At 70.6% G+C, this 16425-nt stretch carries 12 protein-coding genes, 1 tRNA gene and 1 riboswitch; of the genes, 2 read left to right on the forward strand and 11 right to left on the reverse strand.

The features are described 5' to 3' along the window. Positions 1 to 221: 221 nt before the first annotated feature. The 11 genes from AC0IWM_RS13075 to AC0IWM_RS13125 all read right to left on the reverse strand — a co-directional run bounded on the left by AC0IWM_RS13075 (position 222) and on the right by AC0IWM_RS13125 (position 12462). Positions 222 to 297, reverse strand: a tRNA-Ile gene (locus AC0IWM_RS13075). Positions 298 to 411: 114 nt separating this feature from the next. Further along, the gene (locus tag AC0IWM_RS13080; RefSeq protein WP_471755589.1) at positions 412 to 852 is read right to left on the reverse strand and encodes a BLUF domain-containing protein; all 441 of its coding nucleotides are present in this window, start codon (positions 850 to 852) and stop codon (positions 412 to 414) included. 40 nt (positions 853 to 892) lie between these two features. Beyond that, entirely contained in the window at positions 893 to 1807 is a 915-nt protein-coding gene (locus tag AC0IWM_RS13085; protein WP_471755591.1) for a cobalamin B12-binding domain-containing protein, read from the reverse strand. A 251-nt stretch (positions 1808 to 2058) separates the two neighbouring features. Further along, positions 2059 to 2535, reverse strand: coding sequence for a BLUF domain-containing protein (locus AC0IWM_RS13090; protein WP_471755593.1), 477 nt, complete (start codon positions 2533 to 2535; stop codon positions 2059 to 2061). A 337-nt stretch (positions 2536 to 2872) separates the two neighbouring features. Then, positions 2873 to 3610 carry a hypothetical protein gene (locus AC0IWM_RS13095; protein WP_471755595.1) on the reverse strand — a complete coding sequence of 246 codons (738 nt, stop codon included), beginning with the start codon at positions 3608 to 3610 and terminating at the stop codon, positions 2873 to 2875. 259 nt (positions 3611 to 3869) lie between these two features. After that, positions 3870 to 4340: an HAD domain-containing protein gene (locus AC0IWM_RS13100; RefSeq protein WP_471755597.1), complete on the reverse strand. Its 471-nt coding sequence runs from the start codon at positions 4338 to 4340 to the stop codon at positions 3870 to 3872. Positions 4341 to 4991: 651 nt separating this feature from the next. Continuing rightward, entirely contained in the window at positions 4992 to 6155 is a 1164-nt protein-coding gene (locus tag AC0IWM_RS13105) for an acetyltransferase domain-containing protein (protein ID WP_471755599.1), read from the reverse strand. Then, a complete protein-coding gene (locus AC0IWM_RS13110) occupies positions 6155 to 8224 on the reverse strand; it encodes a TonB-dependent siderophore receptor (RefSeq protein ID WP_471755601.1) in 2070 nt (689 codons plus the stop codon). Before AC0IWM_RS13110 ends, AC0IWM_RS13105 begins: the two co-directional genes overlap by 1 nt. A gap of 142 nt (positions 8225 to 8366) precedes the next feature. Further along, positions 8367 to 8568, reverse strand: a riboswitch (cobalamin riboswitch). 551 nt (positions 8569 to 9119) lie between these two features. Then, a complete protein-coding gene (locus tag AC0IWM_RS13115) occupies positions 9120 to 9953 on the reverse strand; it encodes an ATP-binding cassette domain-containing protein (protein ID WP_471755603.1) in 834 nt (277 codons plus the stop codon). A gap of 41 nt (positions 9954 to 9994) precedes the next feature. Next, the gene (locus AC0IWM_RS13120; protein ID WP_471755604.1) at positions 9995 to 11371 is read right to left on the reverse strand and encodes a lysine N(6)-hydroxylase/L-ornithine N(5)-oxygenase family protein; all 1377 of its coding nucleotides are present in this window, start codon (positions 11369 to 11371) and stop codon (positions 9995 to 9997) included. Then, complete coding sequence (locus AC0IWM_RS13125) at positions 11368 to 12462, reverse strand: GNAT family N-acetyltransferase (RefSeq protein ID WP_471755606.1); 1095 nt, start codon at positions 12460 to 12462, stop codon at positions 11368 to 11370. The genes AC0IWM_RS13120 and AC0IWM_RS13125 overlap by 4 nt, the downstream gene beginning before the upstream one ends. Before the next feature lie 255 nt (positions 12463 to 12717). Here AC0IWM_RS13125 and AC0IWM_RS13130 point away from each other — a divergent pair, with 255 nt between their 5' ends. Both AC0IWM_RS13130 and AC0IWM_RS13135 read left to right on the forward strand, forming a co-directional pair. Continuing rightward, positions 12718 to 12942: an MbtH family protein gene (locus tag AC0IWM_RS13130; protein ID WP_471755608.1), complete on the forward strand. Its 225-nt coding sequence runs from the start codon at positions 12718 to 12720 to the stop codon at positions 12940 to 12942. A 43-nt stretch (positions 12943 to 12985) separates the two neighbouring features. Further along, a partial coding sequence (locus AC0IWM_RS13135) for a condensation domain-containing protein (protein WP_471755610.1) occupies positions 12986 to 16425 on the forward strand: 3440 nt, incomplete at its 3' end.

Raw genomic sequence — 16425 nt, forward strand, 5'->3', positions numbered from 1 at the left:
GCGCCGACCCGGAAGGCATCCCCAGTCGACGCCGACCCGTTACCTCACACAGGTCAGCAGGTCTGCCTCATCGCTCCGTGCAGAACGTTCCTCGGCGGATCTTTCCGAGAGCTGCCATCGCGTCGTCGCCATCCGACGGGTAGCACCCGCGTGACGTGGGCACCTTGGCCAAGCCTCTGAATTTCCAGCCATTCCTGACTGATCAGGCACGCGAGGGGGAATGGTGGGCCCGGCAGGACTCGAACCTGCAACCAGACCGTTATGAGCGGTCGGCTCTAACCATTGAGCTACAGGCCCCACGAACGTTTCCGTAGAGGGAAAGGCCCCTCTCCGTCCAGTGCCAAGCGGCGCGGCCACCCCATTTCCGCCCATTCCGGTGACGCGTCCCCGGGGCGTTCGAAAACAGGCGGTTCAACGCGCGATTGCGGACGAGACGATGGTGAGCCTCGGCGGTTCCGCGGGCTCGGCCGCGAGCCGTCGAAAAATCCCGAGCACGTGCTCCGGCGATGCCTGCGTTGCCGCCCCACGGGCCACGTCGTCCTGGGACCACATCCACGTGCGTGCGGGATCGCTGCGCATGGCCCAGGCGGGAAAAAGACGCTCGGACGCAGACGCGTAGGATAGGCGATTGATCTCGAGGTGCCGATCGTCTCTGACGATCCGCGCATACGTCTCGTCGATCGCGTCGGCTTGGCCCTCCAAGAGCTGGAGATAGATGTCTCCACGACAGATCAGAGCGCCTGTCAGACCGTCCCGCGTATTGCAGCGTCGTGACTGGGTGAGGATGCTGTCCAGGGTGGATTGATCGAACCCGAACGGACGGGACGCATAGATGAGCTGCACGAGGTTCATTGTATCAGCCTCCCATCGAGTTCGGTCCGAAACCTCGGGGTCACGCGGAGGATGTGACCCTGGTGTCAGGCCGGAGCCTGTTCTCGAGACCGATGTCGAGAAGTCTCTGCGCCAGCAGGACAGCCGTCGGCGCGTCGACGGCCGAGGCGTCCGCTCCGACGCGCTCGACCAGTTCGGGCTTGTCGAGGAAGATCGGGCCGCCCACCATGATGCCGACCGACCGGTTCCGGGAGACCTCGCGGATCGACTGGATCGAGGCCGTCAGCCCATCGATGCGGGTCTCGCAGCTCAGGGTGAGTCCGACCACATCGAACCACGTGGAACGCACGAGCTGTGAGATCTGGCCCGGGCTGGAAGCCAGCCCGCTCGCGACCTGCCATCCGGCGACCTGCAGGAACTGCTCGACGACGGCCACGCCGAACGTGTGCAGTTCCCCCGGCGCCCCCATCAAGAGGGCGGCGCGGCTCTCGTCGTGGGATGAGACCTTCGGTTCGGACCTGTATTGCGAGAGGAGCAGTTGAAGGCGCGCGACGCCCACAGTCACCTCGATGAAGTCGCAGAGATCCTCGTCCCACAAGCGCCCAAGCAAGGAGGCGGCAGGCGCAAGAAGTTCGAGGAACATACTCTCGGCGGAATAGCCCTTTGCCAAGTGATCCCTGACGGCGTCCGAGGCCGCCGCGAGGTCCGAACCGAGGAGGAGCTGCGTGAAGGCTTCGATCTGCTGCGCATCCGGCTTGGCGAGCGGAGCGCTCGCCGCGGGCGCAAGCTGCGGGTGAAGCAGCTTCAAACGCGGGATGATGTCGGTTTCGACGATGCGGCTGAGCGCGAGGGCGCGCTGGCGGCTTTCCTCGGCCGTGCGTTTGCGTGCATAGGCGAGGCGAACCTCCGAGACCCAACCGGCTTGACGCGCCGACGGATCAGTCCACGCAGCGGTGGACGAAGCGAGGTTTGCCATGGTCCGCTCCCCAGAATTCTTTCCCTTTGCCGGGGGCGCTTGTCGGTCGATGCCGTGCGCCTCTTGGACACATCAGAGCGCCGCTTCGAACGAATGTAAAGGAGCCTGCGGAAAGTTCCTGGTTCGGAGTGTGCCTGTTCCGAACGGCGCGCCGGAGATGGATCGGCACTTTTCGCTTCGTTCACAGCCCTCGTGATCGGGGACATGACGTCGGCAATACATCGACTGGAGGCGACCCAGCGCGGCTTCTATTAGGATCGCCCAAGTGACTCGATAGGACCCGCGTCGAGGTGCTTCAGGATCCGTGTCAGTGCCGCGACATTGTCTTTGTCTTCAGTGCTTTCGAGTGCGTCCTGCAATACGAGGCGGATATCTTCGGCTTCGACTCGCTCCATGTCCCAATTGGGATAGAGACGCTCGCGCTCTTCCTCGCTCTGGCTGAGGGTTACGATATCGTGATGGCGTGGATCACCGTGCAGGCGCGCAATGAGGTCTTGCATCTGGGCAGCCGGCCCCTCGATCCACTGGAAGAAGATGCCGCTGCCGAAAACCAGAACTCCGGTGATGCCGCGCGCAAGATTGTTCCGCTGCGCCGACTGGACGATACGGCCGACCTCCGCGTCATCCACGCCGGCGGCGGCACGGCTGCAGTAGACGAAGTGATACAGAGCGGTCGAAGCGCCCTCGTCCAACTCGGCGCCGCGGAGAAAGCCGTATTCGTCCAACATGGGTGGACCAACTCCAGGGATGCAGGACGGGCCGTTCCGACCGCTGCGTGGGCGGCACGATAGCGCATCCGACCCGATTTGAAACCGGACTGGGTCGCCCAGGTCGTTGCGCGGACATCGCGCGTTCTGCGCCTCGATGGGCCTGCCGGCCCATTCGCCGGGGACCGGGGTGCATCGCCTCGTGTGCGAGCGCAGGGTCGATGTCGTCGACAATGGCTCCGGCGATGCCCTTCGCCAACCCCGTGACCTCACCCGCTGCCGGCACCCCGCCCGGTCTCCCGGCGAGAATCCCATCGGCCTGTCCGTCCGCGCTGGTCCGGCCTTCGCTCTGCTGCGCTCAGGCGGGAACGGGCGCCCTGCCGCGTGCCTCGCCCGCTTGCCGACGCAGGAGGTCCGCAAAGCGGGTTAGCACACGGGCGAATGGCGAGCGCCACAGGCCGAAGCCATCGTCGCAGAGCGGATCGTTGACCACGGGACTTCCGTCGACACCGACCAGCACATTGCCGACGTTCGGGTCGAGGCCCTGCGGCGACACGGCCCGTAAGGCCGCGACATAGGCCTCGTAGTCGGGCCACGCCGCCCGGAACGCCTCGCGGATGCCGTCGAAACTCGGATGGTCGACCCTGGGCTCGTGCACCGGCCACGCCGCCTTGAACCGGTCGCGGACCCCTTGGTCCATCTCGACGCCCGGGTGGTCCGCAAGGACGGCGTGGGCATAGGCCAGCCACCAAGCATCCCGAACGGGATCGCTCAGCCGCGATCCGACGGTCAACAGGGCGCCGCAGCGGCTGACATGCATGTCGTGGATGCGCGGCGCGTGCGGTCCATTCGAACCTGCGAACCCCTTGCGCAGCAGGGCCGCATAGTCGCCGAACCCGTCGGCCTTGCGGGCGAAACGCACGACGACGTGCGGATGGTCCGGATGCGCATGGACGGTACCGTGATAGCCGAAACCGATCTCGGCCCAGCCCGTGGCGAGGAGCGCGGCATAGGCGTTCGTCGCCGACCGTTCGACGATGCCCAGGGCGGCGAGCGAGCGACCGGACGTCTTTTCCCGAGTCCAGAATCCGAGCATCACAGCCCCTCCTTCCTGCCGATCGGTGACCCGGCACGACGCGCTCCCGGCCGCCGCGAGGACGCAGCGCCGAGGCGAAACCGGACGGGCATGTCCGTCGAAGGTCGAGGTGACCCTGTCGATGTCGGGGGTAGCGTGACGCGTGTGTCACTCCACTGTCATGGAATGACCTGCGGCTCTCGAAAGTTCAATCCCTAAGGGAGCGTAAACGGGCACAACGCAGAAATGAGCCGGCCCGGCGTGTCGCCTGTCGCGGGTCCTACATCCTCGCCAGCCGGCTCCGGGCCAGAGCGACATCCGCCTCGCGCAGCCCGGCCTCCGCCATCGGCCGGACGTGGCGACCCGCATGGGCGGGGCCGACCTCGACGTCGTCGAGGACGAGGTAGTGGGTGATGCGGTTGCGCGTCGCGTGCTCGGTGATCTCGTCGCCCCGCCCAGCCTGCTCCGCGGGAAGCATCCCCCCCGTCTCGGCATCCCGGCTCGTCGGCAGGATGGCCGTCCTCCAATCCGGGTGAAAGCAGTTCTCTGGCAGGCCGGCTTCGACCAGCGTCGGACGGCAATCGTCGACGCGCCAGGTCGACGAGACGACCACCCTGGCGTCGAACTCCCGCACGAGGGCCGCGACGAGGGCGACCTGGGCCGGATTGAGCGTGTCCTTGCCGGCCTGCCGTTGATAGCCGACCGTCGTCACGACGCCGTCCACGTCGAGGTAGAGTGTCGGCGGTCCCATCCTGCCAAGCCCGTCCAAGTGGCCAACCTCGTCCCGCGCAGCAATCCTGCAGCCCGGGCGGACGCCTACAGCGCGCCGTTGCGAGCGTCCAGCGTCGTCCCGCCACTGCTGCACGACCCGGCCGTTGCGGCGTCGTCGGCCTCTCATCAGCGCCGCCGTTCCCGACCTCGGTGCTCCGGCTGGTCAGATCAGGACCGAATCCTTCGGCACCGACCGGCGCGATCCCGCCCGGCAGGCCGGCGCAGGCCAGCCTCTGCGCGACCTCGCTCAAGGAGCGGACGTCCTGATCGCGCGTGCCTGCCGCTCCGGATCGCGGGAAAGCTGCACGGTAAGGCGGAAGAGCGGCGACGTTCGAATGTTGGAGGATGCCCTCGGCAGGACGAAGGGGCGTGCCGAGATCCTGGCGTGCCGAGATCCTGGCTTGCCGAGTCGAGCCGGAGCTTGCCGAGTCGAGCCGAACGGTGACGGCGCGTGGGAAGCGTGACACCCGACGCCGCCGGGTCACCGGGACAGCCGGCGTCCGCCCGGATCTCGCATCGATCCGGAAGCGAGCAGGCTGCATTCCATCCGAAGACCTTAGCTCCGCTCCCGTCCCGGGTCGGCCTCAGGCAGGCCTCTCCGAGTCCCGCGAAGCGGACGTTCGATCCTGGACTACAGGTAGCTCAGGCCCGACCAGGCGCCGCGGCGCTTCAGGCCGACCATCCAGCGGCAGGCGAGCCAGAGCGGCGGGACGAGGGCGGCGGCGATCAGCCAGATCTGCACCGGTGCCCCGGCCTCGAGCCGACCGGAGGGTCCGGCGAGGCCGAGCGCGAGGGCGCCGTCATGGAGCAGGCGCAGCAGCCAGAGATGCGCGAGGTAGAAGAACAGCGGCGCCCCCCCGAAGATGTGCAGAACTCCGAGGCTTCGCGCCGGCACGGCCTCGAACAGGGCGAGGAGCCCAAGGCCGAGGCCCAAGGTCAGCAGCAGGAAGTCGGCCGAGGGCGGGTACTTGGTCAGGTTCAGGAAGGAGAGGGCCGTCAGGAGAGGCGTCGCCCCCGTCTGCCACGGCACCGGTTCGCCGTAACCGTTGAGACCTCGTAGGATGAGGAAAGCGGCGAGCGCCGCCCCGCCGAGCGCCAGGAGCCCCGCGCGGCGGGTGGCCGGCCCGACCGGTCCGGCGAAGAGCGGCGCGAGGGCGTAGCCCGCCGCGATCACGCCGAACCAGGGCAGGACGGGATAGGAGGTGCGCGCCACGCCCCAGGGCGATCCGATGAAGCCGCGCTGGTGCAGGATCGACCAGAGCACGTAGCCGGTGTCGCCGGATTGGAGCACGAGCCCATCGAGCAGGTTGTGGCCGAGCATCACCGCGAGGGCGAAGAGGATCAGGACCAAGCGGGGCAGCCAGAGCAGGGCGGCCAGCGCCACCATGCTGAGGCCGATGGCCCAGATCACCTGAAGGTAGAGGATCGGCGGCGTCAGGCTTCGGGTCCAGGCGAGGCTGACCAGCGTCACCTCGAGGAGGATCAGCAGGAGGCCGCGCTTGAGCAGGAAGGCGCTGGCCGCACGCCGGTTGCCGTGCTTCCGGGCGTAGAGGCTGGCCGAGAGGCCGGTGAGCAGGATGAAGACCGGGGCGCAGAGATGCGAGGTCAGCCGCGTCAGCGCGAGATCGGGCGGGGTCACGGCGAGGTCCATGGGATCGCGGACCTGGGCATGCAGGTAGACGAACTCCCGCACGTGGTCGACGAGCATGAGCAGCATGACGAGGCCGCGCAGGGCATCGATCGAGACGATGCGGTCCCCCGAGAGCGGGCGGGTCGTCGGAGCGCGCTCGGCCATCAGAACCGTGCCGTGATGCTGACGGTGACCCGACGCGGTTCGCCGACGCCGACCCAGAAGCTGTTGTAGGAGCGCTCGTAATAGGTCTCGTCGAAGATGTTGTCGACGTTGATCCCGAAGCGCAGGTTCCCGTAGCGGTAGTAGGCCAGCGCGTCCGTCAGGACGTAGCCCGGCAGGCGGAAGCGCTCGTTGCCGCTGTCGCCGAGGCGCGAGCCGACGGCCCGGAACCCGCCGCCGATGCCGAAGCCCTTCCAGTCGCCGGCCTGAACCTCGTAGATGCCGAGCAGGGAGCCGCTGTGGCGCGGGATGTCGAGGAGCGGCGAGCCCACCCGCAGGACCGCGTCGCGGGTGACCGCCGCATCGATGAAGGCGTAGCCGCCGATCACCCGGAACTCCGGCGTGACCTGCCCGACGAGGCTGACGTCGAAGCCCCGGCTGCGCACGGCGCCGGCGGCGATCTGGAAGAAGAAGTCCGCCGGGTCGGTGGTCAGCACGTTCTGCTTCTCGATGTGGAAGGCGGCCGCCGTGACGCTCAGGCCGTCGAAGAGGTCGAGCTTGGCCCCGACCTCGTAGGCGAACCCGGTCTCGGGCGCGAAGGGCCGGGAAGCGCTGTCGAAGCCGGTGTTGGGGCGGAACGAGGCGGCGACGTTGCCGTAGAGGGAAAGGAACGACAGCGGCTGGTAGACCAGGCCGGCCCGCGGCGAGAAGCCGGTGCGGTCCTGCTCGGTCCGCTCGTCCGCGACCTTGTCCCGGAAGGTCTGGTTGTAGAAGTCGGTCCGGTTGCCCAGCAGCAGCTTCCATTCCGGGCTCAGGGCGACCTGGTCCTGGAGATAGACGGCCGTGTTGCCGACGTTCTCGCTGGCGCTGTAGCGACGCGTGAAGGGGGGCTTGGCCTGTCCGTAGACGGGATCGAACAGGTCGAGGGCGAAGGGGTCGAGGCGCGGGGTCGAGCGCTGCAGGTTCTCGGTGCTGTTGTAGCGCTCGTGCTCCAGGCCGAGCAGCAGGGTGTGGGCGAAGGGCCCGGTCTCGAAGCGGCCGACGAGTTCGGCCTGGCCGATGGCGACACCCCAGGTGAAGTCGTGCCGGCGGAACTCGCGCAGGAGCGTGCGGCCATCGTCGAGGATGCCGGTCGCACCAGTCTGCGGGCCCGTGAGGCTGCCGGTGTTGAAGTGGCCGGCGACCCGCAGCTGCCAGTCGGTGTTGAAGGCGTGCTCCAGCCGGACCTGCAGCAGAGCGCTCTCCGACACGGAATCGTCGCCCGGCTCACCGAAGAAGCGGGAGCGTGGCACGAGACCGAGGCGATTGTTCACCGAGACCGTGCCGCGGTCGAAGGTCTGGCGGTTGCGCAGGTACTGGGCTTCGACGGTGATCTTGGTGTCGGGCGTCACCTGCCAGCTCACCACGGGCGCGACCAGCACGCGGTCGCCGTCGACGAAGTCGCGAAAGCTGTCCTGGCGGGCGAGCACGCCGTTGAAGCGATAGAGAACGCTGCCGTCCTCGCTCAGTGCGCCGCCGGCATCCACCGTCGTGCGGGCGGTGCCGAAGCTGCCGAACAGCGTGCCCATCTCCACGAAGGGCCGGGCCACGGGCTGCTTGGTCAGGATGTTGACCGTGCCGCCCGGGTCGCTGCGGCCGTAGAGGGCACCGGCCGGGCCCTTCAGGACCTCGATGGACTGGACGTTCTGGGTGTCCGGCGCGCCGTTGTAGCCGCGGGCGATGTTGAAGCCATTCTGGAAGATGTCCTGGGTGGCGAAGCCCCGCACCGAGTAGAGGGCGAGGTTCTGGGCGCCGAAATCGTTCTGCTTGCCCACCCCCGGCACGTAGTCGAGGGCGCGCTCGACCCGGGTCGCGGCGGTGTCGACCAGGACTTCGCGGGGCACCACGTCCACCTGCTGCGGCACGTCGCGACGCGGCGTCACCGTCTTGGTCCCGCTGTAGAGCTCGGGCACCCGATAGGTCGGCGTGGCGGTGAAGGTGCCCTCGACCGAGAGCGCGTCGAGCACCACGGCGGTCTCGCCGGAGCGCGCCCCCTGGGCCGCGACGACGGAGGGGATCGCACAGGTCAACACCAGGGCGGGCCAAAACGGATTCGATGGACGACGGGACAAGACGGACGGCCTCGGCAGTGGCACGTCACCGCGAACGAGGCCGAAGCACGCGCGACGCGCATGCTCCCGCACCCGCCGGGGCACCCCGCCCAGCGCGTTTCGCGTGTGACCACGACTGACGGCAGGTCTCCTGGCTCGCGGGTCACCGCCCTCTCATCGTCTTCCCAGGTGCCGAGGCACCCAGTGACGTGTTGATGATGGGCTCGCCGCTCACAGTTGCGGGGGCAGCCGCGGCATCGGGTTTGCAACCCTCACCGCGTTCCCTTTTGATCCTCCGGGGAGGAACCGTCGAGGACAAGGAGCCCGAAGAGGCGGTTCGCCGTCAATGGCACTCCGAGGCTTTCCCATCGCATGTGCTTCGACGGTGACATGCCGGCGCTCACGACGATTGGCTCAGGGCTCCTCGGCGTCCGCATCTCGACTTCTTCGCCTCGAAGCGGACCGTCGGGACGCGCCCCGACATCCACGCGGCGTCTCGCGATCCGGACATCGGCCGGGCACGAAGACGTGCGAAGGCGGACGGAATCCAGCCTCGATACGGAGCCCACGCGCGAAACACCTTGGCCATGAGCCGAGCCCCCCTGGGCAGCGCCGCCGAGGGGATGGATCGGACGGGCTCCCGGAGCCTGCGACGGATCCGGATCGCCAGGCCCACGGGTGGACGCTGCGCTGACCGTCCGCATCCGGTACCGGCGCCCGTGAGCCGTGCGGTGCTCGGCAAGGTCGGAGGGTCGCACAGGGCGGATGTGCTCCGGCCGCAAGGCCAGGGAGGAGCCGGCGTCGCGCTGGAGGCACGCGCTTCGGTCTCCGCGCCGGGACCTCGAGCCCGTCCCGCCGTCACCGGCGATTGCGGGCTTCACCGCGTGAAGCTGATGGGCACGTCGCTGTCCGGGTGCCGGAAGATCCCCATGCGGATCCCGTAGATGGCTTCGAGGGATTCCGGCGTGAGGAGGTCGTCCGGAGAGCCGCGCCGAATGAGGCGCCCGCCGTGGAGGGCGAGGATCTCGTCGCAGTAGCGCGCCGCCAAGTTGATGTCGTGCAGGACCACCAGCACCGTGACGCCGCGCGCGTCGGCGAGCCGCCGGACCAGGGCCATCACGTCGACCTGATGCGCGACGTCGAGGGCCGAGATCGGCTCGTCGAGGAGGAGGCAGCCGGCATCCTGCGCCACCAGCATGGCGAGCCAGACCCGCTGGCGCTCGCCCCCCGAGAGGCTGTCGACGAGACGCTCGGCGAAGGCCTCCGTGTCGGTGAGGGACATCGCCTCGGTGACCATCCGGCGGTCGGCGGCACCGACCCGCCCCAGGGCTCCGTGCCAGGGATAGCGACCCATGGCGACGAGCTCGCGCACCAGCAATCCCGGCGCCTGGGGCGTCGCCTGCGGCAGGTAGGCGACGGCGCGCGCGAAGGCCCGGTCGCCCCAGGCATCGAGGGCGCGGCCCCGGAAGCTGATGCGGCCCCCGCTGGGGCGCTGCTGGCGGCCCAGCAGCTTGATCAGGGTCGATTTGCCGGAGCCGTTATGCCCCACGAGGCCGACGACGCCCCGGCTCGGCAGGTCGAGGGTGAGGGGGGCGAGGAGCTGGCGCCCGGGCACCGCGAACGACACCCCATCGAGCCGGTAGCCCACCGCGTCCCCCGCCGGCGGGACGGCCCCGGGGGCATCGGCGGGTGGAATGGCCGTGGCGATCATCCGGGATGGTCCGTCGAGGCGTGAGGTCGGGCGGGGCGGGATCAGGCCGAGGCGCGGGCCTGGGGAGCGTCCTTCAGCAGCGCTTGCGCGATCTCCTGCCCGCGAACCACCAGGATGGAAAGCAGGGTGTCGCTCAGGCCGTGGCTCTCCTCGCTGAAACCCTGCAGGTAGATGGCCGGCTCGAAGCCGGGCCGGGTCCGCAGGCGGTAATCGCGATCGACGCCCCCGTCCGCGAGGTAGGGCTCCAGGGCCGGCATCAGGGACTGGACCCGGTCGCGCCGATAGCCGGTGGCCAGGATCACCGCGTCGTAGCGGTCGCGGCGGCGCGCGCCGGTGGCCTCGTCGACGAGGTCGAGCGCGACCTGCGGGCCGTGGTCGGTCACGGCCTCCACGCGGGTCCGCCGGTGCAGGGCGTGCCGGGCCGTGCCCACGACCTTCTGCTGGTAGAGGATCTCGTAGATCCGGGTCAGGAGGTCCCCGTCGATCACCGAGTAGTTGGTGCCGCGGAATTCCTCGATCAGCGCGCTGCGGCCCGAATCGGGCTGGCCGTAGACGAAGTCGGTGAAGTCGGGATTGAAGATCTCGTTGACGAAAGGGCTGTCGTCGGCGGGCTTCAGGGCCTGGCCGCGGAAGATCATGTCGACCTGCGCGCCCGGCAGCCGGCTCTGGAGGTCGAGGAACAGTTCGGCGGCGGTCTGGCCGGCGCCGATCACGGCGATGCGCGGCGAGGGGGCGGCGAGGGGGAGCGCGTCGATGCTCCGAAGGTAGCCTGAGGAATGGAACACGCGCGGATTGCCCTGAGAGCCCGCGAAGGCCTCCGGAATGCGCGGCTCGCCGCCCGTGGCGAGGACGACGGCGCGGGTCCGGCGCCGGCGCTCGCGCCCGGCGCCGTCCACCGAGCGCACGACGAGGTGGCGCACCGTCTCGCCCGTCCGCTCCGGCTCTACCGCCAGGACGGTCTCGCCGTAATCGCACCGGTCGGCGAAGTGGGACGCCACCCAGCGCAGGTAGTCGTTGAACTCGATCCGGCTCGGATAGAACGACTTGCGGTTGATGTAGTCGGTCAGCCGGCCGTGCACGTGGAGGTAATTGATGAAGCTGAACGGGCTCGTCGGGTCGCGCAGGGTGACGAGATCCTTCAGGAACGAGATCTGCATGCCGCTGTCGGGCAGCAGCATGCCCCCGTGCCAGAGAAACTCGGGCTGGCGCTCCAGGTAGCGCACCCGGGCGGGGCGCCCGCTCCGGCGGCCGGCCTCGTCGAGGGCGATGGCGAGGGCGAGGTTCGACGGGCCGAAGCCGATCCCGATCACGTCCTGCACGGCGCCGCCCGGTCCCTCACCGCCGAAGGAGAAGGCCTCCGCCTCGGGGACCGGGCTTCGAAGGCTCAGGGCGGCGTCGGACTGATAGCCTTCTGTCATGCGGCGGCTCCCAGCGCGCGGTCTGCGATTGTCGCGTCGTCCCCGCGCGCGGGCTGCGCCTGCGGCAGGTTCGGCGCCCACAGCCGCTCGCCGAAGAAGCGCTCGCGCAGCAGCATCACCAGGGCGGCGCGCTTGTGCGGGAAGTCGAAGGTCTTGATGCGGGCGAAGCCCGAGCGTTCGAGGTTGCGCAGCTGCTGGACGTGATCGGCCCGGGGCTCGCCGACGATCCGGTCGGTGCGCGCATCGTCGAGGAAGAGGGCGTGCATCAGCGAGGGCAGCCAGGCGGAGACGTAGGGCCGGCCACGGAACCGGTCCTCGCCCACCAGCACGTGCCAGCCGCGATCGTAGTCGCGCACCTCGTAGAACGGCGCGAGGCGGTTCTCCTTGGCCCAGTACACCTCGAAATAGCCGAACGGTTCGTCGCCGAAGCTGCCGATCAGGGGGAGCATGTGCGGATCGGCGATGAGGCCGGCGAGGTAGGCCTCGTGCTTGGCGCGGGGACCCGCCTCCGCCCAGACCGCGTCGACGCGCGGGTCGTTCATCCAGCGGTGCAGCCGATCGACGTCGTCGAGGGTCGCCGCCCGGAACGCGACGGACTGTCCGAGCCAGGGGAGGAAGCGCCGGTAGAGGAGTCCGGTGGGCTTGGGCGCCCGCAGGGGATGGCGCCGCCCCTCGGTCATCACCGGCATGCCGGGGAAGTGCCGGCGCGACGGGTCTGCGAGCCAGGGCTCGGGGCGCTGCCAGAGCAGGGCGGCATGGACCGCGAGCGCGTCCCCGTCCCCCACCGCGAGGCCCGCGGCGCGCAGGGCCGGCAGCAGGGCCGGCATGAGATCCGCGGCGCCCGCGGGGTCCAGGCCGATCCGGTCCTGGTCCGGATGGGCCGCCGAGACGGCCTCGAACGCGGCCATCAGGGCGGGCAGCGCGGTTGCGGCGTCCAGGCCCTCCCCATCCTCCAGGGTCAGGTGGACGGGGCCGGTCCCGGACAGCCGCAGGCGCAGGGCCACGTGGTCGTCCGCCACGACGCTGAGCTGTTCGCCGGCCTGATGGACGATCCGGGGGCGGCCGGCCGCCTCTCCGGCGCGAAAGGGCATGGGGGTTCGCAACATCGGCCTCGCCTTCGCTGGCAGGTCTGCACGGCTGACAGGTCTGCACGCCGGCAGGTTCTCCGCTGTCAGGCGCGGACCGCCCCCGATCGCGCCGGGGACGCAGCACCTGTTGCCCACATGGACGCCGGGGCGCCGCCGCGATTTAGGCCCGGCCCGAACTTTTTTCGCGGCGTCGGACTAAATTCGCGGCGGCCCTCACCGTCCTGCCTAGCGAGACCGCAGCGTTCCGGGAGCAGGCCCATGGCCATCGACGACAGCGAAGCGACGTTCCTCGTCGTCCTCAACCACGAGGCGCAGTACTCCATCTGGCCGTCCTTCCGGCCGGTGCCGCAGGGCTGGGCCGCCACCGGATTTTCAGGGACCCGGGCCGACTGCCTTGCCCATATCGACACGGTCTGGACCGACATGCGCCCGGCCTCGCTGCGGCGCGCCCTCGACGGGGACGCACCGGCGCCCCCGACCTGAGCCCGCCGCCGCTCCCCAGCCTCGCATGTCGTCAGGAGATCCGATGACCGTCGTCGTCCCGCGCGCTCCGATCACGGTGGCGCCCGCCCGCGATTTCGTCCGCCATCTGCGCGGGCTGGCCGAGGCCCATGCCCCGGTCGCGGCCCTGCATTTCCTCGACGATCCGGCCTCCGGCGAGATCACGGTGAGCTACGCGGACCTCGACCGGCGCGCCCGGGCCGTCGCCGCCCGGCTCCAGGACCATGCGCTGCCGGGCGAGCGGGTCGCCCTGATGCTGGAGACGGGCCTCGACTACGTGGCGGCCTTCTTCGGCTGCCTCTATGCCGGCCTGATCGCAGTGCCGGCCTTCCCGCCCGAGGCGCGCCGGGCCCAGCATCAGGCGCGCCTGTCGGCGATCCTGACGGATTCCGAGCCGGCTGTGATCCTCGTCCACCGGGAGGCCGGCGACATCGTCCGGGCCATGCCGGGGGCCGCCGCGGCGGCGGTCGTGGGCGTCGAGGACATCGCGACGGCGGAGGCCGAGAACTGGCGCGAGCGTCTGCCGGAGCCGGACGGGATCGCCTTCCTGCAATACACTTCCGGCTCCACGGCCTCGCCCAAGGGCGTCGTGGTCAGCCACGCCAACCTGATGGCGAACGAGCGCGCGATCCGCGACGGCCTCGGCTTCCGCGCGGACGACGTTCTGGTGAGCTGGCTGCCGCTCTACCACGACATGGGCCTGATCGGCGGGCTGCTGCAGCCGATCCATGCCGGCATCCCGGCGGTGCTGATGTCGCCCAAACACTTCCTGGGGCGTCCCGCCCGCTGGGCGGAGGCGATCCACCGCCATCGCGGCACGGTGAGCGGCGGACCCGACTTCGCCTTCCGGCTCTGCCACGACCGCGTCGACGACGACGCCCTGGCGCGCCTCGACCTGTCCTCCTGGCAGGTGGCCTTCTCGGGCTCCGAGATGGTGCGCGCCGCGACCATGGCGGATTTCGCCGCGCGCTTCGCCCCCGCCGGCTTCGACCCGCGCGCGCTCATGCCCTGCTACGGCCTCGCCGAGGCGACCCTGTTCGTCTCGGCGGGCCGGCGCGGCGCCGGCCTGCGCAGCCTCGACCTCGATCCCGGGAGCCTGGCCCGGGGCGAGGCGCGGGAGACGGCGTGCGGGGCGGCGAGCCGCCTGGTCGAGTGCGGCATGTCGCCGGAGGACCATCCGGTCCGGATCGCCGACCCGGCCGGGGCCTTCCTGCCGGAGGGCGTCGTCGGCGAGGTCCGCGTCTCCGGTCCCAGCCTCGCCCAGGGCTATTGGCGCAACCCGGCGGCGAGCGCCGAGACCTTCCCGGAGGTCGAGGGCCGGCGCTGGCTGCGTACCGGCGACCTCGGCTTCCTGACGGCGGGGCGGCTCGTCCTGGTGGGACGAGCCAAGGACCTCATCATCCTGCGCGGGCAGAACGTCTATCCGCAGGACGTCGAGCGGGTGGTCGAGGCGGAGGTCGACATCCTGCGCCAGGGCCGGATCGCCGCCTTCGGCCTGGAACGCGAGGGCCGCGAGGGCATCGGCGTCGCCGTGGAAGTCTCGCGCAGCGTCCAGAAGCTGGTGCGGCCCGAGGCACTGGCGGCCCTGGTCTCGGAAGCCGTGGCCGACGCCTTCCTGGAGACCGCCGGCGTCGTCGTGCTCCTCAATCCGGGCGGCCTGCCGCGCACCTCCAGCGGCAAGATCCAGCGCGCGGCCACCCGAGAGGGCTGGCGGGCGGGCAGCCTCGATGCCTACGCGGTGATCGAGGATGGCCGGCTGGCCGGGGCGCGAACGCAGCAATCCGCGGCTCTCACGCCCACCGAGGCACTGGTGGCCGGGCTGTTCGCCCGGGTCCTCGCGCGGACGGAGCAGGATCGCGACAGCCACTTCTTCGCCCAAGGGGGCGACTCCATCAGCGCGATCCGCCTCCTGACCGAGATCCACGCCGCGACCGGCCTGTCCCTGCCCGCCGCGACCCTGTTCGCCCATCCGCGCCTCGGAGCCCTCGCGCAGGCCCTGGACCGCCTGCGCGAGACCGGCGCCGCCCAGGCCGCGATCCCGCGCGCGGATCGGTCGGGCGCGCTTCCGCTCTCGCCCGGTCAGGACCGCCTGTGGTTCGAGGCCGCCTACGGCGACGGCCCCGGCCACCACATCGCCGGCGGCCTGCGCCTCGACGGCCCCCTGGACCGTGCGGCCCTCGAGACCACCCTGTCCGCGCTGACGGGGCGCCACGAGGCGTTCCGCACGCGGCTGCGCCGGCGCCCGGACGGGCGGGCGGATGCCGTGATCGATCCCATGGCAGCATCACCCGACCTGCCCGAAACGGACCTGTCGGGGCTCGACGAGCGGGCGCGCGACGAAGCCCTGGAGGCGCTCATGCACGCCGAGGCGGAGGCTCCCTTCGCCCTCGATGGCGGCGCTCTCTCCCGGTTCCAGCTGGTGCGCTGCGCCCCCGAGGCGCACGTGCTCCTCGTCACGATGCACCACATCGTCTCCGACGGCTGGTCGATGCGGGTGATCCTGCGCGAATGGCCGGCCCTCTACGCGGCGGCCCGCGCGGGCCGGGCGGATCTCCTCGAGCCCCTGCCGATCCAGCCCGTCGACGTCGCGGCTTGGCAGCGCGACCCGGCTCGGGAAGCGGCGCGCGCCGAGGACCTCGCCTGGTGGCGCGCGCACCTGGAAGGTACGGAGCCGGATCTCGCTCTGAGCGACCGCGCCCGCCCCACCGAGACCGGCTCCCGCGGCCGGCTCGCTTTCCGGATCGATCCGGCCCTCGGCCGCGGCGTGGCGGATTTCGCGCGCGCCACCGGTACCTCGCCCTTCGCCGTGCTGACCGCCGCCTTCGCGCTGGTCCTGGGCCGCTTCGCGGGGACGCGCGCCCTGCGCCTCGCCCTGCCGGTGGCCGGTCGCCAGCGCCCGGAGACGGAGGGCCTGGTCGGCCTGTTCGTGAACACCCTGGTCATCCCGGTCGCGATCGAGCCGATCGGCGACGGGCGCGACCTCGTCGCTCGGGTCTGGTCCGTATTGGCCGAAGCGCAGGCCCATGCGGAACTGCCGTTCGAGCGTCTGGTGGAGGCCCTGCAGCCGCAGCGCCTGCCCGGCCGCGCCCCCCTGGCGCAGGTCATGATCAGCCAGCAGCCAGCCGGACTCGGCGCCCTCGGGGAGGCGGGCGGCCTCAGCCTCACGGCTTTCGGGCGGGATACCGGCGATCCGGCCTTCGACCTCGTCCTGGAGGTCGCGGAGAACGCGGAGGCGCCCGCCTGCACCTTCGCCTATCGCACCGCGCTGTTCGACCCCGGCGCGGTCGCGAGAATCCGCGACGGTTTCCTTGGACTTCTGGCTGCCCTGGTGGGGGCGCCGGCGCGGCGGGTGGACCTCCTGCCGCTGGTCCCGGAACGGACCCGCCTAGCCCTGTCGGCCCCCTATCCCGGACCGCTGCCCCTGGCCGACGACCTCCTGCCCGGCCTGATCGCGAAGGCCGCCGC

Source organism: Methylobacterium sp. AC433 (assembly GCF_979253015.1).